This is a genomic window from Flocculibacter collagenilyticus, assembly GCF_016469335.1.
Lineage (GTDB): Bacteria > Pseudomonadota > Gammaproteobacteria > Enterobacterales > Alteromonadaceae > Flocculibacter > Flocculibacter collagenilyticus.
On sequence record NZ_CP059888.1, the window covers coordinates 2,338,375 to 2,356,995 of the forward strand.

Here is an 18,621-nt window from a genome sequence, read left to right on the forward strand (position 1 = left end):
AGGCATAAAAAAAGCATTCATAAGAATGCTTTTTTTTATTATAAATTTTAGCTTATAGCGGAGTTACGTTCTCAGCTTGAGGGCCTTTTTGACCTTGAGTCACTTCAAAAGATACGCTTTGACCATCTTTTAAAGACTTACGACCAGTACCGTTAATAGCGCGGAAATGAACGAAAACGTCAGGGCCGTTTTCTTGCTCGATGAAACCAAAACCTTTTTCGTCGTTAAACCACTTAACTGTACCGCTTACTGTGTTAGACATTGTGCATTCCTATAACATTACAAATATATCTGTTCTTTTTGAACCTTCTTCAAGAACCGCAGCCAATTTATAAAACCAAAACGAATAACACAGCAGGTAAATCGTATAGCGAAAATATAAAGCAGTGCTGACTCTTGATAAAGTTATTATATGAGGATAAATAACTTATGCAAGCACTATTTTGAACAAGAAGAAGTAAAGATTACAACGCTTTACTTCTTCTCCCAGCCCTTAGCAAATATAGCCATCTAGCTATGTTTATGTATTTATTATAATTCCAAATTTAGGTCGCGAATGACTTTAATAAAGGCATTATGTCCATCAACAAGTACTTGCTCATTAACTGGCTTTTCATTTTCATCAAATATAGTGATGCTAGTGCCGTCATCTATTGCTGCAACCTTAATAATATATTTTGCAGGCAATAACTTTAACGTTATATCTTCGCGGTCTTCCCACAAATTATCCCAGAAGCTCTCTTCAGGTTCTTCGTAGTCTACATAATAAACACGTTTTGAAACGTTAAGGTCTGTAACGGTAAAGCCTAACTCTTCAATAACGGGTAATACTTGAGACCATACCGATGCTTCGTTGTACTTAGAGATATAAGCGGCATTTCCGTCTTTATCAAAACCTAAATTTAATGTAACGCGGCTACCATCAGCAGCGGCTTCACTTTGCAGCTTTCTATATTTGTAATCAAAATAAATTAAGAAGCTATTAAGTGCATTTGCTTCCGCGCGTTTTTGCGCAATTGCAGACACATCAGCGGTTAAATCGTCGCCATCATTCACTAAGTACTCATGTAGTTTAGCGGTAACAGAACCCGTTCTACCATGTGGAAGCATCTCAACGGTAAATTCGAAGCGTTTGCCTTCAGAAGTGTCAAGCGACTTCCATAACCAGTAGCCTGACTCTTCCTGTTTTAATACCCAGCCAGAAATTAGCGATTTTTGATCTTCTAGTATTCTATCAACACCAATATTTTCAGCTTCTAAATACTCATGTAACGTATTCCAAATGAAGCTCTGTAGGTTTTTAATTTCTTTTTTCTTATCAATCCAAACTTTTGCTGCAGTTTCGCCTTCATCTACACGAGAGGCTTCTGCTACTGGAATAATTTGAACTGGAGTTAAAAGCTCAAGCGACTCGCCTATTTCACCTTCAAATTGATTTTTTGGTAACTGGTACTCTTCACGAATAATCGGCGAATCTAATCCTTCTGGAGTTTTAATACCTTCTCTTGTTTCTGCCTTGGTGTATGCGTATTCATCATCATGCGTTGTAAAGATGCTACATCCATAAAGTACACTTAATGTGGTTACTAACACACTGATTTTTAAGTACTGCTGCACAAAATTCTCCTGTTATTATATGACTTGAGCAGATTCCATTGCCTCTATGACAATAGTTTGATGAGAAGATTCCATTTTGAGTAACGGTAATCTCACTTGATCGCTGGGGATTCTGTTCAATTTTTTTAGTGCCCATTTAACAGGCACTGGATTTGGTTCAATAAATAAAGCGTTGTGTAATCGTTCTAGTTTTTCATTTAACGCTTCAGCTTGGCTAAAGTCACCGTTTAAAGCAGATTGATAAATAGCTGCCATTTCTGCTGGCATTACATTGGCAGTAACCGATATAACACCGTGTCCACCTAACTTTGTGAATTCAAGTGCTGTTTCGTCGTCACCGCTTAATAATGTAAAAGGTGTATTTATTAATGACTGTAACTGGCTTACTCGTGACTTGTCACCCGTTGCTTCTTTAATTCCAACAATATTATCAATATGTGAAAGTGCAGCCACTGTTTCAGGTAATAAATCACATGCCGTTCTTCCCGGCACATTATACAGAAGAATGGGTTTTACAGTGCTATTTGCAATCGCTTCGAAATGTAATTGTAACCCTTTTTGAGTGGGTTTATTGTAATAAGGCGTTACCGTTAAAAAGCCATCAATTGGTAATTGATCTAACGCTTGAGTTAACTCAATACTTTGCTGGGTGCTATTTAAGCCATTACCCGCAATAACAGGCACTTTACCCGCCACCTGCTCAGCTATCGTTTTTACTACACTAATATGCTCTGACTGCGTTAGCGTACACGACTCCGCGGTTGTTCCCATTGCCACAATAGCATTAGTACCACATTCAAGATGCCAGTCTACAAGAGACTTCAATGTTTCATAGTCAATTTGACCATGCTCATTCATGGGAGTAATTAATGCTACTATGCTGCCTGTAAACAATCCGAACCTCGTTCAATATTAGGAACTGCCTAAATTTTATGGCGGATCATACTACTGCCTGCACTATTTAAAAACAAGAAAAGCAAATAAATGCAATTCATCTGATGTCGAAGGTTATATTGGCGGCATTTTTACACAAACCACTCTAATCGCCATTAAAAATTACAAGTTAAAAACATTCAAAATCATTATATTTACAGCGCTTTTAACTATTTTTTTCAGTTAATTATTAGCCTTTTGAACCGCGTGATTTTTAAACATGATGTGCTACAATCGAATGCTTTATTTATGTTTTAAACTTACGTTGAGCTAATGATAATTCAAACAAATCAACAACTCGTTATTACTGCGGTAGGAACAGACCGCTCAGGAATAGTAAACCAACTTACTTCTTTAGTAAGTGAATGCAGCTGTAACATTTTAGATAGCAGAATGGCAATTTTTGGGGCAGAGTTTACCCTAATTATGTTTGTGGCAGGTGATATGTCGGCAGTCAGTCGACTTGAAAGTATGATACCCGCACTAGGAGTAGAACTTGAATTACTTACTGTAACTAAGCGTACTTCTAGCCAGTTAATGGTTAAAAGTGGGTTTCGTTATGAAATAGAGTTTTCTGGAAAAGACAAGCCTGGCACATTGAGCGCGGTAACTGCTTTTCTTGCGGAGAATAGCATTAACATCATGGCGTTAAAGTCAAATACGCAAAACACCATTTCAGAAAACGAAAGCTTTTCTACTACGAATATTGAAATTAACTCACAAGAAGATATCGCTCAATCAACGATTGAAGATGAATTTGATGCATTATGCGATTCGTTAAACGTTGCAGGTAAAATTACATCACTTTAATTTTTTGCTATTAAAATGGTTTAGTTACGCTCAGGCATTTTAATAGCGAAATATGCACCAAGTATGATTGACGATGCACAAGTGCAAAAATAAGAGGAATGAGATGAATACACTTCAAGCCGGTGACAATGCACCTTTATTTTCATTAAAAAATCAGAATGACGAATTAGTAAACCTAAGTGACTTAATAAATAATCATCAAGTATTAGTGTACTTTTATCCAAAAGCGATGACACCAGGTTGTACGGTTCAAGCTCAAAATTTAAGAGACTTTAAAAAAGAACTGTCTGAATTAAACACGATTGCTGTCGGCATTAGTCCTGACGCGGTGAAACGCTTAACAAAGTTTACTGAAAGAGATGAGTTAAACTTTGATTTGTTGTCAGATGAAGATCACGCTGTTGCAGATGAATTTGGTGTATGGGGTTTAAAAAAGTTTATGGGTAAAGAATACGATGGTATTCATCGCTTAAGCTTTTTAGTGGGCCAAGATGGCAAAATTAAGCATGTATTTAATAAATTCAAAACGAAAAACCATCATGATGTTGTGCTTGACTATTTAAAAGAGAATGCATAATTCCAACTACAACTAAACATAATATGACTCAGTTAATAAAACAGCTGGCTTGCCAGCTGTTTTATTTTGCATTTACTTATTCACTACCGCCGCATCTTCCAGCTCGTTAATACGACTTCTATTCGACCAAGCGTTAAGTATTGCCTTAACTAACGAGGCTAATGGAATGGCAAAGAACACGCCCCAGAATCCCCAAAGGCCGCCAAAAAACAGCACCGCAACAATAATGTACACTGGATGTAGGTTTACAGCTTCTGAAAATAAGATAGGCACTAATAAGTTTCCATCTAATGCCTGAATTATTCCGTAGGCCAACATGATATATCCGAATTCAGCCGACAGACCAAATTGAAACAATGCCACCATCGCAACAGGAATGGTAACCAATGCAGCACCAATATAAGGAATGAGTACCGACAAACCGACTAGGACACCTAACAAGGCTGCATATCGCAAGTCAAATAATATAAACACAACATAAGTGGTTACACCAATAATCAGTATCTCTATCACCTTCCCACGAATATAGTTGATGATTTGCTCGTTCATTTCATGCCAAACTTGAGTAATTAAAATTCTGTCTCTTGGCAGCAGTCCAGTAAACCCGTGCACTAAGTCTTCTTTATCTTTAAGCATAAAAAACACTAATAATGGCACTAACACCAAATAAATCGCGAGCGCTACAATATCAATTAGAGAAGCAAATGAAGCTTGTAAAATTGTTTCACCGAACGTCAATATTCTATTATCAAGGGTATCTAACAAGCTGTACACTTGTTCGGTTGTAATTAAATTAGGAAACTGTTCAGGTAATGATTTTAAGAAATCTTTACCTTGTTCGAGCATCTTCGGCGCTTCTTTTAAAAAGTTAGTACCTTGATTCCAAACTAATGGTAAAAACGCAACTGTTACGGTCGATAACACGCCTATAAATATGGCTAATACTGAACACGTGGCAATACTTCTGGAAACACCTAATTTGGCTACTTTTGAAACTGGCCATTCAAGCAAAAATGCAATAGAAATAGCCACCAGCACAGGCACTATTAATTCACCTACAAAATAAAAGCTCAATCCAACAATTAAAATAACAAAAAAAAGTGTTACTGCATGTGGGTCTGAAAATTTTTCTTTATACCAATTTTTCAGAAGGTGTATCATTAATGCTTCCTACTATTATTTTTAATTGCCAATACCTTTCGGTCTTCATTGACTCAGTTTGCCAACTATTTTTGTTCGCATAGCGCAAAATGTCACGCATGCTTACTTCGTCGTTCAGTTTAATTAATATCGTATCGTCGATATTTGCTTTGTTAACTAACTGCTTAAACTTCACAAATAGCAACGGACAAGACAAAGTGGTTCCATCTAATTCTACTTGCATATAACTAATTATTCGAAACTAATTGTTAAATTCGATTACATTTATTTTCAAAAGTAATCATGTGCCACAACGCTAAAAAGGCATGCCCTAATCCAGTGACAATGATTAGTTGGCAAACAATTGTAAGCTATTTAACATCTCATGTCCGCATCTCATTGTTTCTAAACTTTTTAAGTCATTTTCATTATTGGCGTAAATGTTTAACATACACGATGCTGTTATTGCGCAAATATATAAAACGTGATGCTCACATTCGCTAATAAATCACTGCAAAAACAGTCCGAAAAGATCAACACGCCTCAGTCAAAGATGTTATATTTTAGCTAGAACCGTATTGAATAGGTAAATGTATTTTATGAGTAGCAATCGAGCGTCTTTACCCGCCGATCCCAAGTTAAAAGATATTAATTGGTATAAAAAACAAATTACATGGGGTGAGCTACCGCCCTTTTACCACATGGTTGCATCGTCTGTTGCGGAATCTGAAGGACTGTTTACACACGGATTTGATAATGCCGTGAAACGCATACTGGATAAACGCAATTGGAATATAAATAAACTTGGCGGACACATTAATAATCAAGGCAACATTGTTTGTGAAACGCCACCTCGCATTGCGCTTGAACAAACCTTTACTGAACGCGGCTTTGAAATGTATGCCTACCCATACGCAAAAGACAAAAAAATTGACCAATACGTAAAAAATAACCGCCTAATGGAGTTCTCTGTTTGGGAACCCTACTCCATGAAGCTGATTATCCGCGTTAATCAATTACATAAATTTATCGATTACTACTTTAAATGTGGAGACGATGCGGACCTTGCTCTTATTCAGTATGCGCAAAAAATGGTAGACGACATTATTAACTTCCTCAAAAATAAAGTGAACGTTGTAGAGGTAACTGGGGTCACAATAGACAAAATGTATCAACTTAGAGAGCAACAGTTCGCAAATGATGATGAAGCGTTACTATCAACACTTCAAGGTAGCCAGCAAACTTCTAATAAAGATAAGTAGTCTATGAAAAAAATAACATATTTAGCACTTGCAGCCTGTATTACCTTTTTTTCTCAAGCACCATTCGTTAATGCACAGTCTGCCGGAACAGAATTACCCGACTTAGGCGCAAGTGGCGTAAGCGCCCTAACCATCGAAAAAGAAAAAAACCTTGGTAAGCTTTTTATGCGCCAAGCACGCGCGCAATTACCGATTACACATGATCCTGTGTTAACTGAATACATCAATGAATTAGGGAATCGATTAGTTGCTCATTCGGATGGCGTCAACTTCCCTTTCACATTTTTTATTGTCAATGACGGCTCTGTTAATGCATTTGCATTCTTTGGCGGCCACATTGGCATACATACCGGCTTAATCGAATTAACCGAAACTGAAAGTGAATTAGCTTCAGTATTAGGGCATGAAATTGCTCACGTTACACAACGTCACTTAGCGCGAAGTATTGAAGCCCGAAATAATAATACGCCATTAACACTTGCTGGCATGATTGGCGGTATTTTACTTGCCGCAGTTAACCCTCAGGCTGGTATTGCGGCTATTTCTGCTTCTCAGGCGGGAGGCCAGCAAGCATCCATTAATTTCACTCGCTCAAATGAAAAAGAAGCCGACCGAATTGGTATGCAAATTCTTTATCAGTCTGGTTATGATCCTCATGCTACACCTTCGTTTATGTCTAAAATGGCAAATAAGTTCCGTCATGTATCTAAACCTCCTGCATTTTTGTTAACGCATCCATTACCCGACTCTCGTTTATCAGACAGCCGTTTAAGGGCTGAGCAATTTGGTAAAAAAGATTTCGCTTCAAGTGCCAACTTTGGTTTTGCCAAAGCACGAGTCTTAGTTCGTTATGGAATGTCTGCAGACGATGCTGTTAGGCACTTTAAGCAACAATTAAACACATCAGAAAACATCGTTAATTATTACGGATTAGCCTTAGCCCTTTCAGATGCCAAAAAGAATGAAGATGCCGAGAAAATCATCAGAAAACTCTTAGAGAAAAGCCCAAAAAACTTATTTTTCTTAGACACATATACCGATATTTTAGTACAACAAAAAAAGTATGATGAAGTACTCGCTAGGCTAGAAGCTGAATACCAGTTACGTCCGAACAACCAAGTGATCACATTAAACTATGCAAGCGCGGCGTTAAAAGCAGGCAAACCAGAATTATCGGCCCGTTTATTGAAGTATTTTTTAATTCGTTTTCCCGATCACTTTCTCGCGACCAGCTTATTAGCTGATACCTATGCGGAAACAAAAGATCTTGCAAAATACCATGAATACAAAGCGAATGTACTGGCATTGGTCTCGGCCTACCCAGACGCAATTGCTCAGCTGAATATAGCGCTGAATTATCTTAATGAGAAAAAAGATGAGTTAGAAATAAAACGCATTGAAGCAACCATTAAGCAAATGCGACATCGGCTTAACGAATTAAAGCGGCAATAGCTTTCTAAGTCGACAAATTTTACTTAAAATACGCCAAACATTTTAAATAACCTATTTAAAAAATAATTATCTATATAGAGCGCACTATGACTATTAAGATTTATCACAACCCTCGTTGTTCAAAAAGTCGTCAAACATTACAACTGCTTGAAGATAAAAATATCACTCCAGAAATTATCAAGTATCTTGATACACCACCAAGTGAAGAAGAAATAAAAGCCCTATTAACCAAACTTGGGTTAACGGCACGTCAAGCAATGCGCACCAAGGAAGATATATATAAAGCGCTGAATCTTGGCGATGACAGCGTAACAGAAGCACAGCTTATTAACGCCATGCACAATAACCCTAAGCTAATTGAGCGCCCTATTGTTGTTAATGGCGATAAGGCAAAATTAGGACGTCCACCTGAGCAAGTGCTAGAAATACTATAAAATGACCACAAAAATACTGGTACTTTATTATTCAAGAACGGGCTCTATTGCCAATATGGCAGATGCGATTGCATTAGGCGTTGAGTCTACAGGTTCAGCAGCACACATTAGAGCAGTCCCGTCACTCAATCAGTCATCTTCAAGCAGTGCGGTTTATTCCGAACAACAGAATGACTTTGGTCACCTGTACGTAACTAAACAAGACCTTGATGAATGCCACGGAATTGTTTTGGGTACACCGTCACGTTTTGGCACCATGGCCGCGCCAATGAAAGCTTTTTGGGAGACAACGTCTACTGAGTGGCTCAAAGGGCAATTAATTGATAAACCCGCCAGTGTTTTTACTTCATCATCTAGTATGCATGGTGGCAATGAGGTCACTTTGCTCACGCTAAGCTTACCGTTGATTCATCACGGTATGGTGCTACTTGGTTTACCCTATTCAGAGCCTGCACTTAGCTCAACCAATAGTGGTGGTACACCTTATGGTGCAAGCCATGTATCTGGACTAAGCAATTCAACGTCACTTTCACCAGAAGAACATAGCTTATGTAAAGCTCAAGGTGAACGTATTGCTACTATCGCGCAAAAATTATCCGTAGTGTAACTACGCAACATTACTTTTATCGAGAATATTTCAAGAAATTATGCAACACACATCACCAGAAATACTACAAACTATGCGCAATGTGCCAATGCACCCAATTACAAAAAAGCTGCAATTATTAACAGCAGTAGGCTATATAGGTTTATTTATACTTATTCCTCTATGGTATATCTATTTATTTCCGACAAAAGATATTAGCCTAACACTGTCTTTGGCCATGTTCTGGTTACCATTATTTTTCCCATTAAAAGGCCTAATTAAGGGAAATCCATACACCTATGCGTGGGCAAACTTCGTGGTAATGATTTACTTTATGCATGGTTTAACTGGTATTTGGTTATCACCAGAAGAACGCCACCTTTATATTATCGAAATATTCTTTGCGACCTGTATGTTTATTGGCGCCACCTATTATGCACGTTACAGAGGTCGAGAATTAGGTTTAAAGTTACCTAAATTAAAAGATCAAAAATAACCTAGCAAGATTAACAGTATCTCATTTTCGCACTTATCACTTAGGAAGATCATTATGTCAGATAACGCTTCATCAACTTGCCGATGCCCATGGTTAGATACCAGCAAGCCCGATTATGTTGCGTATCACGACGAAGAATGGGGCGTGCCTATTTATGATGATAATAAGATTTTTGAGTTTTTAACGCTTGAGTCTGCTCAAGCTGGGCTGAGTTGGTACACCATACTTAAAAAACGCGATGGCTACCGCAAAGCCTTTGCTAATTTTGATCCAAACATTGTTAAAACTTTTGACCAAGATAAAGTTGAGTTACTTTTGCAAGATGCAGGGATTGTTAGAAATAGAAAAAAGATTGAAGCAGCCATCAATAACGCAGCATGCTTTCTAGAGGTTCAAAAAGAGTTTGGATCATTTAGCAACTATATTTGGGGCTTCGTTGAACACAAACCCATTGTCACTACCTTTGATGCGTTAGAAGATTTTCCAGCTAAAATCGAAATTTCTGACGCTCTTGCGAAAGACTTAAAGAAGCGTGGCTTTAAGTTCTTAGGGTCTACAACCGTGTACGCGCATATGCAAGCAATGGGCATGGTAAATGACCATTCGATAAGCTGCTTTCGACACGAAGAAGTTAAGGCACTAGCAAAATAGCTAACTCTTACCAAGCGAATAAACATGGGTTGAATCCAACATTGTTTATAGAAGAAATTGAAAGGTAGATAAGAGGTAAAAAGTTAGCTGAATAATGAAAGTATTCAACTAACTTTTTATTTGATAGCGATTTAAAAATAAAACTCTAAACTAAGTTGCACATAATCGTCTTGTCGTACCATATAAGATACTTCTTTAGGGCTTGAAGGTGATAGTATCCACGCGTCTGCACGCCACTTCCAATTATCACTAATTCTACTTGACGCTTCAACGAAAAGTGACTGGCTGTCACTGTAGTCTAGATCTTGCACAAATCCGACTAACACTTCTGTACCTTCTGCGTCGTTAAACACAAAGCGTGCGCCTAGCATGATATCGTTTTGACCCGTTGTAGTCGCATTATCACCTCGCTCGTCATACTGATATTCCATTAACCAGCCAATATCAATAATACTGTCAAACACACCAACACGGGTGTATTCAAACCCTCCAGTCATGGCAAAGTAATTATCACCACCCGTTAAGGTATTGCCAACCAAGCTAGTGTTAACATCGCGATAAATACCTTCAAACTTAAACAACCACGAATCAACTACCGACAGTAAGTCAACGCCTGTCTGCTGCATTTGCGCATAATAAGGGGTGAAAACCAACTCATTATTGACAGTTTGAAGCAAAAGTTCCGGTTCACGAGCAGTACCGTTAAAATAAGAAAGACCCACTTCCCAATCACCAATAGAGTGACTCCAACGTGCCGCAAAATCGATATGTTCTTGTTCGGCACCAGACTCATAAATGGGATCATCTTGCTGAACAGGATAAGGCATACGAAAACGCCCTTCCATGCCACTAAAGGTGCGCTCTCTGAAGCCAGGTAAAATGAATAAATCTAGCAGTCCCCAATCTTTAACAAGGGTAAGATTAATCATTGGCTGACCTAATTTGTCCTCACCATCTATCGCTTCAACTGCGTCTGTTTGATTGATAATATCCACCAAGTGTTGTGATTCGGTTTGCCCCCAAAACACAGCACCGATACCGGTGCGCAGCTCCCAACCTTCACCAACATGTAGCCACATTAACTCCCTTATATCACCATGACTACGCTCATCATCCTGTTCATCCCAGCGATAAAATGGTTTAAACGTGATGCTGTCATTTTCGTTATTCCAGCTGTGATAAATTTCTGGTTCAAACACAACTGATCCATGATTCTGAGACTGTTGCGGATACAATCCTTCATGTAAGAAATAACGGTATTCAGTAGAAATTTGCCCATTAAACTGAGTATCGGCAACGGCAGAAAATGCCGTTGCTGACAGCACAGCCGAGGCTATAGCTGTATACTTGATCATTTTGCTCGCTTCAACGTCGCTTTATTAAAGTCTTTATCGTCTAAACCCGTTTTAAACTGAAGGTTTTTAGTTAGATAAACCGTGCTTTTTCCACTCTGATTATTGGTCATAGTCATTTTCAATGGACGCCAATACTTATCAAGATAAAGCTGGTAATCATCAAAAGATAACGTTTTTAATAGCGTATTTTTTCTATCGTAAAATTCAATGCGTTGTGCACGATAGTGGTCTTTTCCAATCCATGAAACTATCTTGCTGTAACCTGAATATTTATCAACAGGATCGCTTTCAACCACATACGTGTCCAATCCGTTAATTTTTTCGTCTCTTAAATATTTATAGGTATATTTCTCAACTTCAAATGAGCTTAAATCTTCAAAAGCAAATTCACTTCCCATAAAAGGGCCTGATTTATTGCGAGAAGAAATACGCTTAACACGCTTTAATGCGGGTAAATACATCCATTGCTCGTCAGGCTCTAAGGCGTGTGAAAAGCTTAAAAATGCCGTTCCTTTTACATCTCTGGGCTGGTCGAATATTGTCAGCGCTTTATCACCGTCATTTGCAACTTCAAGCGACTTAATACGCATTTTTCGTACTGTTTCGTCACCTTGTGCATTACGTAGAATCATTTCAGATTCAGCAATTGAATCTCCCCAGCCAATGTCTCGAGCTTTACGCTCTTTTGCAATCGCTAAGCCCTTTTCTTCTGCGGTTTCTGCATAACTGGGTAAAGCTATAGTAATTGTGCTCAGTGCCATTGCACCCATTAATGCAGCACTAGGCAACGCTTTCATAAACTTCATTCTTTTTCCTCTGCTTACTTTGTTTTTTATCTAATAGCATTAAGAACGCTGGTAAAAATAGAAAATCAACTACCAGTGCTGCCACTATAATTATTGCTGTTAACAGCCCCATATCTGAGTTTAGCTTAAATGCAGACATGGCTAATATCATAAAACCAACGGTAAGGACTAATGTAGTAATCCAAAGTGCGCGCCCTACGCTTGCAAATGCATACCTAATGCCTTCTTCAGCTGTTTTACCTTCAACTCGAGCGTAACGATACTTACTTAAAAAGTGAACCGTATCATCCACAATAATCCCAAGCGCCATGCTTAATACAACCGACAAGCCCATATTTATCTGCCCCGAGTAAATGCCCCAGATACCAAAGCCGATACCAGCAGGTAGTAAATTTGGAATTAAGCTAATGGCTCCCATTCGCCAAGAACGGAGTGCAAAAACTAATAGCCCAGAGATCAATACAAGCGCGAATAACGTTCCTTTCAGCATGCTTGACATATTTGCTTCACCAATATGAGCAAACATCAAATTTGGACTTGCTGCAGTCATTTTTATACTTGGTGCATTATCTTCAAACCACTTGAAAGCTCTGCGTTCAAATTCTGTAAACTCTTTACTTCCTTGATTCTGCATTGTTACTGTTAAGCGTGTTGCTGACTTATCAATATTAATCTGGTTATTTAAATCTAAACCATAAGGCAACGACATTTCGTACAGTAGTAAATACTGCGCCGCCAATTCTTGCTCTTGAGGTAACCGATGATATGTCTGATCATCACCGTGCATATTTTTATTTAATCGTTTAAATGTATCACTGATGGTGCTCACGTGGTCTACTTCAGGTTGCGTACGTAACCATTCGCTAAAGCCGTCAACTGTCTTTAAGAATGCAGGGCGATTTAGACCAGACGCATCACCACTATACAATGCAAAATCAACCGTAGACATACCACTGATGTTATTCTGCTGGAAGTCGGTTGACTGCCTAAACGCTGTACTTTCATCAAAGTACTCTGTCGCAATATCGTTGATCTGATTATTGAAGGTAAAACTAATTGTGATCACCATCACTACAATTGAAATAGGCAATAAGCGTTTGTGATTATTAATTACCCAATTACCAAAGCGTTCAAAGTTATCTGCTTTAGTTTGCACGCGTGTTTTTGTGCGCATTGGTAATACTTTTAATAGCGCAGGCAGTAAGGTAACTGAAAACACAAAGGCGAGCATAACACCCAGAGCCGTTAAATTACCTAAATCGGCAAGTACTGGTACATTGGCAAAATTTAAGGTTAAAAAGCCAATAGATGTAGTCGCACTGGTAATAAAGATAGGCATTAAATTTAGCTGCATACTGTAACGTAATGCTTCATCTTTGGATTTACCTTGGCGCAGCGCATAAAGCATTGAAGAAATGACATGCACACAGTCTGCCACTGCAAGTGTCATCACCATGGTTGGTACGTTAACCGTTGCAGTACTTAGGAAATATCCCATCCAACCTGATATTCCCATGGTAGAAACAATAGTACCGATGATGACGATAACGGTTGATAGTGTTCCCGTAAATGAACGTAGCAATATCCACAAAATAACAATAATGGCAAGAAACATTAGTGGAACGAGTGTTGATGAATCCTTCTTTGCTTCGGTGGCAAAGGAGTTATTCATAAAGACAATACCGGTATGATAAAACGCATGGCCTGGATATTTTTCTGCGTAACCATCAGTTAACTCTGTTAAGTAAGCCGAAATATCCGTTACTGCTTTGGTTGCATCTTCTGCACCATCTGCAGTACCAGCATCAGGTAATTGTACAGTCACATTGATGACTGCCACATGGCCTTTTTCTGACACCATTCTATGAAGAAGGTTAGGCTCAGATAACGCTACCGCTTTTACCCTCTCAATACTTTCATCATCCAACATCTCTGACTCAAGAATTAAGTCTTCAACAATTAAGTCGTCGTCTTCTGCCCATGTGTGTTGATAATTTGCGATTGAATCGACTCGCGATGAATGTGGCGTTTGCCATGCGTCATCTGTCATCTCTTTAATCATGGTTAGGGTTTCTTTATTAAAAATATTGCCAGACTTTTGTTCAATAACAATGCTAGCATTTTCATTTTTATTAAATATGCGCTGCATTTGCTCAAATGCCATTAGCTGCGGATTTTCTTCCCCAAAAAATATTTTATAATCTCCGCGGAAATACAGCTGACCACCACCGTACCCGGCAGCCATGATGAAGATAATCCCAAGCAACAACGTTACCCAAGGTCGAAGCAAAATTGCATCTAACCAGAACCTTTTCATGATTCCATCCCACATTAATGACGAATCGTCATTTTAAGTTAAAATTTTTACAGCACTAACTACCTACTTAGTGCTGCAACCTCTTCTGCGAATACTTCGTCTTTAATACGTTGCCAAGTATTCAAATAGTCCCATTCGCTTGATAAAGGACGCCATCCCATACCATCCATCAACAAACTTAGGTTATGTAATATAGCCATATCATGATCTAACGTGCGAAGCGTTTCAGTTTCATTCGCCACCATTAATAGTGCATTACTACCAAAAGACATTGCCCAATTAGCAAAATTATAGCTGTTAAAGCCCATTCCCATAGAAATATTTAGCTCTTTCTTTTCAACGGCTTCTTTAAAGCTACCTTCGCAAAACTGCGCCATTTCTTTCTCAAGTAACTCTTGCTGCTTTAAATGATGTTCACTCGCTTTTTCACGAACCGCAGGTGTTTTTGCAGTAAGAATGCAAAAAAACAGCGTTGGATGAGTAATACTGTGCAGCCGATAAGCATAATGAACCGCTAAACTGCGCTCACGACTACTACCTTCAAATGCCAATGTTTTTTTGCATAACTGCAAAGAAAGCTTCAAACCTTTGATGCACAGTGCACACAGCAAATCTTCTTTGCTATTAAAGTGATTGTAAACCGTACCTTTTGAGTAATCGCATGCTGCAACAAGTTTATCCATTGTTAAACCAGCAAACCCTTCGCGTTCCATAACAGCTTCAGCAATTTTGAGCAATTCCTGTTCACGATCAGCAATCGTCTGTTGACGTTTGCTTGTTAACTTTCCTATCAGACATTTTTCGTCTTGGTTTTTTTCTCGCTTACAGAAGTTCATTCCACTTGTTTCATCAATCTAAACACTTGCCACATTATTGCCTACTTATGGCTACTAATCAAAATATGACTAATCGTCAAAGTTTGACGCTTCGTCATTTTAGTTATTAAAAAACATTTTTCAATAGCTAGGCCAAAAAAAGTGCATAAGTTTTGTCCAACCAACTTACTGGTACTTAGGAGTGATTTGCATTGTTTAGCCTAAATCTGTCTGTTAAAATTGCGCGCGCTTATCAAACAAATCTCTATAATGACTACCCTACAGGAAATATAGCAATGAGTCTTAGTGATAAAGTGTTAGCCGTTAATGATAATCTTCCTATTCGTACCGACCTACCTGTACATAGCGGCAAAGTTCGCTCTGTATATTGGTTAACCGATGCCGATAGCCGTCGTTTAATAAAAGAAAAAAATTATGACGTGTCGGAAGATTCACCACTGGCAATTATGGTGATCAGTGACCGTATTTCGGCTTTTGATTGTATTTGGCAAGGCGAAGGCGGTTTAAATGGCGTACCTGGCAAAGGCGCTTCGTTAAACGCCATTTCAAATCATTGGTTTAAACTATTCCGTGAACAAGGCTTAGCCGACAGCCATATCCTTGATATTCCCCACCCTTTTGTTTGGATTGTACAAAAAGCAAAACCCGTAATGATTGAGGCAATATGCCGACAATACATTACAGGTTCAATGTGGCGAGCGTACACCAAAGGAGAGCGTGACTTTTGTGGTATACAATTACCTGAAGGACTTGAAAAAGATAGCAAGTTGCCAGAGTTATTAATTACTCCATCTACAAAAGGCATTTTAACAGGTATTCCAGGTGTACCAGAAGCGGATGATGTAAACATCACGCGCCAAAATATTGAAGATAACTACGAAGCGTTTAACTTCAAACAAAAATCAGACATCAACCTTTATGAAAAGTTACTTCAGGAAGGCTTCGATGTGATTAGTAACGCACTCGCCAGCATCGATCAAATTTTCGTAGATACTAAGTTTGAATTTGGCTATGTAAAAGACGCGCAAGGTAACGACAAACTTATTTACATGGATGAAGTGGGCACGCCAGATTCATCACGTATTTGGGATGGCCCAGCCTACCGCGATGGCAAAGTAGTTGAAAACTCTAAGGAAGGTTTCCGCCAAATGCTACTTAACCACTTCCCAGATCCAGATATTTTGTTGAACAAAAATCGCATGGATGAGCGTTTAGCACTGGCTAGAGATAACGAGTTACCTCAAGAAGTGCTGATGGAAGTGTCAAAAACATATATGGACATCGCAGAAAAAATTACAGGTGAAAAAATTCAACTGTCTGAAAATCCAAAAGCTGAGATTATCGAAATTTTAGCGGACCAATACGGTTTAGTAGATTAACAATTAATCCGCTCGTAAAAACGATAGTCATCGTTTTTACGAGCAATCAAGCTAACACTAGTTAATCATTAATAATTTGCACAATGGTGATTTATCTCTCTAGTATGATTCAACTCTTCTTCAGTGTTAAAAGAAACCCAATCCGCAAAAAGAAAAACATAAAGCATTCATTTAATTCATCCGCATCATCCGAACGGCTGGCACCAAAAAGTAAAATTATAGCTTCTCTATCAGCTTAATTTAGCAGTACAATCTCAAACCATATATATCAAAATTACTAGAAATAATATTCATGAAAGTCATTTCCTTCAATATTAACGGGCTACGTGCTCGACTACACCAGTTAAAAGCCGTTATTGATAAACATCAACCCGACGTCATCGGCTTACAAGAAATTAAAGTGCACGATGAGATGTTCCCTTTAGAAGACGTGGAAGCCATGGGTTATCACGTTTATTTCCATGGCCAAAAAGCACATTACGGTGTAGCCATGCTGTGTAAAAAAGAGCCATTAGCAGTGCAGCGAGGTTTTGCAACCGACACGGAAGAGTCGCAGCGCCGTATGATTATGGTGACTTATGAAGATGATAATGGCAAACCAGTAAGAATATTAAATGGCTACTTCCCGCAAGGGGAAAATATCAGCCATGAAACCAAATTCCCATATAAACGACAGTTTTATGCTGATTTAATGCAGCACTTGAATGACAACCACACCAACGATGAAAGTCTAATTGTTATGGGCGACATTAATATATCCCCTATCGATTTAGACATTGGTATAGGTGAAGTAAACCGTAAGCGCTGGCTAAAAACAGGAAAGTGTAGCTTTCAGCCTGAAGAGAGACAATGGCTTGCCACATTAATGGATTGGGGCTTTAAAGATACGTTTAGAGAAACTCACCCAAATGTGAACGACAAATTTTCGTGGTTCGATTACCGCTCAAAAGGCTTTGATGACAACCGAGGCTTACGTATAGACGTTATTTTGGCAACCCCATCACTTGCCGCACAATGTAACGATGTAGGTATTGATTACGAATTACGCGGTATTGAAAAACCATCTGATCACGCCCCAATTTGGGCAACATTTGGGTAAAAGCTATCAGGGGGGCGTTTAGTTGTCCCCCTAAAATGCTGATTCAAGGCTTGTTGCTGGCAGAAACACTAACAATCTTCCAAGACCCATTCTGTTTTGACCAAACTTGGGCACCACCACCCGCGCTATTAACAATCCTTCCATCGTGCAACTTCATGGATTGAATATATTCATTGACTAGGGCGTGTTGACCTTTCGAGGTCATTTTTGCAGCAGTTTGTTTGTCATTTATACAAGACAGAGCAGGTAAAGTGTGGTTATTCCACACGCAACTGCGATAACGCAGTATAAATGGCAAACAAGCGCTGCCTTTGGGTTCATCTAAACGTTTCTTGCTCTTTGTTGTGACGCGCTTACCTGGAATAACCAAGCGACACTTGTCACGCCGCGATCAAAAAACGTTTAGATTGAACAAAATTCGACCTAGAAAGGTCAACACGCCCTAATATGGCTGTATTTTGATCTATGACAGATATTTTCACATTAGTAAATTTGAGAAGCGTGACTTCCTTTATAGATGAGAAGCCATTATTGATTATTGGCGATAAGTCTTCGATAGAGTTCCAGTTTGTTCCATCACTGTTTAAGCCAACAAATTTGTGAGTATTGAAGTGTTCAAAGTAATGCGTTGCATCCAAGTCCTTAGATGCTTGAACAAGGCTTTGAAATGAAGCTAGCACCTCTTTTTTGATTTCTGTGTTATCTGAATTGGCGTGGGTGAGAAGTGAAAATAAAAGAGCACACAAGCTAATTATAAATTTGAGTTTTAACAAATAAATTTCCTTTTCATGTGATATATAGCCGATAACTGCAGCAGACCTGTTGTTAATGACGTTGTGCAATGATGGCAGAGCCATTAAGAAATCAGTTA

21 protein-coding genes are annotated in these 18,621 nt (G+C 38.6%); 10 read left to right on the forward strand and 11 right to left on the reverse strand.

Annotated elements, in window-relative coordinates; all coding sequences use genetic code 11:
* Nucleotides 1-52: 52 nt before the first annotated feature.
* The 3 genes from HUU81_RS10325 to dapA form a co-directional block, all read right to left on the reverse strand.
* Nucleotides 53-262 carry a cold-shock protein gene (locus HUU81_RS10325; RefSeq protein WP_199608878.1) on the reverse strand — a complete coding sequence of 70 codons (210 nt, stop codon included), beginning with the start codon at nucleotides 260-262 and terminating at the stop codon, nucleotides 53-55.
* Between the two features lie 269 nt (nucleotides 263-531).
* Nucleotides 532-1,617 carry an outer membrane protein assembly factor BamC gene (bamC, locus tag HUU81_RS10330; RefSeq protein WP_199608879.1) on the reverse strand — a complete coding sequence of 362 codons (1,086 nt, stop codon included), beginning with the start codon at nucleotides 1,615-1,617 and terminating at the stop codon, nucleotides 532-534.
* A 15-nt stretch (nucleotides 1,618-1,632) separates the two neighbouring features.
* Entirely contained in the window at nucleotides 1,633-2,511 is an 879-nt protein-coding gene (dapA, locus tag HUU81_RS10335) for a 4-hydroxy-tetrahydrodipicolinate synthase (RefSeq protein WP_199608880.1), read from the reverse strand.
* Between the two features lie 312 nt (nucleotides 2,512-2,823).
* Between dapA and HUU81_RS10340 the strand changes: the two genes are divergently transcribed.
* Both HUU81_RS10340 and bcp read left to right on the forward strand, forming a co-directional pair.
* Nucleotides 2,824-3,360: a glycine cleavage system protein R gene (locus HUU81_RS10340; RefSeq protein ID WP_199608881.1), complete on the forward strand. Its 537-nt coding sequence runs from the start codon at nucleotides 2,824-2,826 to the stop codon at nucleotides 3,358-3,360.
* Between the two features lie 103 nt (nucleotides 3,361-3,463).
* The gene (gene bcp / locus HUU81_RS10345) at nucleotides 3,464-3,937 is read left to right on the forward strand and encodes a thioredoxin-dependent thiol peroxidase (RefSeq protein WP_199608882.1); all 474 of its coding nucleotides are present in this window, start codon (nucleotides 3,464-3,466) and stop codon (nucleotides 3,935-3,937) included.
* A gap of 72 nt (nucleotides 3,938-4,009) precedes the next feature.
* On the opposite strand, the gene HUU81_RS10350 is transcribed toward bcp, so the two are convergent.
* Nucleotides 4,010-5,098 carry an AI-2E family transporter gene (locus HUU81_RS10350; protein ID WP_199608883.1) on the reverse strand — a complete coding sequence of 363 codons (1,089 nt, stop codon included), beginning with the start codon at nucleotides 5,096-5,098 and terminating at the stop codon, nucleotides 4,010-4,012.
* Nucleotides 5,070-5,321 (reverse strand): sulfurtransferase TusA family protein, encoded by a 252-nt coding sequence (locus HUU81_RS10355; RefSeq protein WP_199608884.1) that lies wholly within the window; start codon nucleotides 5,319-5,321, stop codon nucleotides 5,070-5,072. Before HUU81_RS10355 ends, HUU81_RS10350 begins: the two co-directional genes overlap by 29 nt.
* 355 nt (nucleotides 5,322-5,676) lie before the next feature.
* Between HUU81_RS10355 and HUU81_RS10360 the strand changes: the two genes are divergently transcribed.
* From HUU81_RS10360 to HUU81_RS10385, 6 genes are all read left to right on the forward strand, one after another.
* Entirely contained in the window at nucleotides 5,677-6,339 is a 663-nt protein-coding gene (locus HUU81_RS10360; RefSeq protein WP_199608885.1) for a hypothetical protein, read from the forward strand.
* Between the two features lie 3 nt (nucleotides 6,340-6,342).
* Complete coding sequence (gene bepA, locus HUU81_RS10365; protein ID WP_199608886.1) at nucleotides 6,343-7,791, forward strand: beta-barrel assembly-enhancing protease; 1,449 nt, start codon at nucleotides 6,343-6,345, stop codon at nucleotides 7,789-7,791.
* A gap of 86 nt (nucleotides 7,792-7,877) precedes the next feature.
* Nucleotides 7,878-8,225, forward strand: coding sequence for an arsenate reductase (glutaredoxin) (gene arsC, locus HUU81_RS10370; RefSeq protein WP_199608887.1), 348 nt, complete (start codon nucleotides 7,878-7,880; stop codon nucleotides 8,223-8,225).
* 1 nt (nucleotide 8,226) lies between these two features.
* On the forward strand, nucleotides 8,227-8,832 hold the full coding sequence (gene wrbA / locus HUU81_RS10375; RefSeq protein WP_199608888.1) for an NAD(P)H:quinone oxidoreductase: 606 nt from the start codon (nucleotides 8,227-8,229) through the stop codon (nucleotides 8,830-8,832).
* A 40-nt stretch (nucleotides 8,833-8,872) separates the two neighbouring features.
* Nucleotides 8,873-9,307: a DUF2069 domain-containing protein gene (locus HUU81_RS10380; protein ID WP_233520478.1), complete on the forward strand. Its 435-nt coding sequence runs from the start codon at nucleotides 8,873-8,875 to the stop codon at nucleotides 9,305-9,307.
* Nucleotides 9,308-9,361: 54 nt separating this feature from the next.
* The gene (locus HUU81_RS10385; protein WP_199608889.1) at nucleotides 9,362-9,958 is read left to right on the forward strand and encodes a DNA-3-methyladenine glycosylase I; all 597 of its coding nucleotides are present in this window, start codon (nucleotides 9,362-9,364) and stop codon (nucleotides 9,956-9,958) included.
* Between the two features lie 131 nt (nucleotides 9,959-10,089).
* Here HUU81_RS10385 and HUU81_RS10390 read toward each other — a convergent pair whose 3' ends face one another.
* Genes HUU81_RS10390 through HUU81_RS10405 form a run of 4 tightly spaced genes read right to left on the reverse strand, consistent with a single transcriptional unit; the run spans nucleotide 10,090 to nucleotide 15,272 of the window.
* On the reverse strand, nucleotides 10,090-11,313 hold the full coding sequence (locus HUU81_RS10390) for a hypothetical protein (protein WP_199608890.1): 1,224 nt from the start codon (nucleotides 11,311-11,313) through the stop codon (nucleotides 10,090-10,092).
* Nucleotides 11,310-12,110, reverse strand: a complete 801-nt coding sequence (locus HUU81_RS10395) for an outer membrane lipoprotein-sorting protein (protein ID WP_199612026.1) — start codon at nucleotides 12,108-12,110, stop codon at nucleotides 11,310-11,312. Before HUU81_RS10395 ends, HUU81_RS10390 begins: the two co-directional genes overlap by 4 nt.
* On the reverse strand, nucleotides 12,094-14,436 hold the full coding sequence (locus tag HUU81_RS10400) for an efflux RND transporter permease subunit (protein ID WP_199608891.1): 2,343 nt from the start codon (nucleotides 14,434-14,436) through the stop codon (nucleotides 12,094-12,096). The genes HUU81_RS10395 and HUU81_RS10400 overlap by 17 nt, the downstream gene beginning before the upstream one ends.
* 59 nt (nucleotides 14,437-14,495) lie before the next feature.
* Nucleotides 14,496-15,272 carry a TetR/AcrR family transcriptional regulator gene (locus HUU81_RS10405; RefSeq protein ID WP_199608892.1) on the reverse strand — a complete coding sequence of 259 codons (777 nt, stop codon included), beginning with the start codon at nucleotides 15,270-15,272 and terminating at the stop codon, nucleotides 14,496-14,498.
* A 275-nt stretch (nucleotides 15,273-15,547) separates the two neighbouring features.
* Between HUU81_RS10405 and HUU81_RS10410 the strand changes: the two genes are divergently transcribed.
* Both HUU81_RS10410 and xthA read left to right on the forward strand, forming a co-directional pair.
* A complete protein-coding gene (locus HUU81_RS10410; RefSeq protein ID WP_199608893.1) occupies nucleotides 15,548-16,651 on the forward strand; it encodes a phosphoribosylaminoimidazolesuccinocarboxamide synthase in 1,104 nt (367 codons plus the stop codon).
* Between the two features lie 292 nt (nucleotides 16,652-16,943).
* Nucleotides 16,944-17,750, forward strand: a complete 807-nt coding sequence (gene xthA, locus HUU81_RS10415) for an exodeoxyribonuclease III (RefSeq protein WP_199608894.1) — start codon at nucleotides 16,944-16,946, stop codon at nucleotides 17,748-17,750.
* A 43-nt stretch (nucleotides 17,751-17,793) separates the two neighbouring features.
* Here xthA and HUU81_RS10420 read toward each other — a convergent pair whose 3' ends face one another.
* Both HUU81_RS10420 and HUU81_RS10425 read right to left on the reverse strand, forming a co-directional pair.
* Nucleotides 17,794-18,048, reverse strand: coding sequence for a hypothetical protein (locus HUU81_RS10420; protein ID WP_199608895.1), 255 nt, complete (start codon nucleotides 18,046-18,048; stop codon nucleotides 17,794-17,796).
* Nucleotides 18,049-18,130: 82 nt separating this feature from the next.
* Entirely contained in the window at nucleotides 18,131-18,523 is a 393-nt protein-coding gene (locus tag HUU81_RS10425) for a hypothetical protein (protein ID WP_199608896.1), read from the reverse strand.
* Nucleotides 18,524-18,621 lie beyond the last annotated feature (98 nt).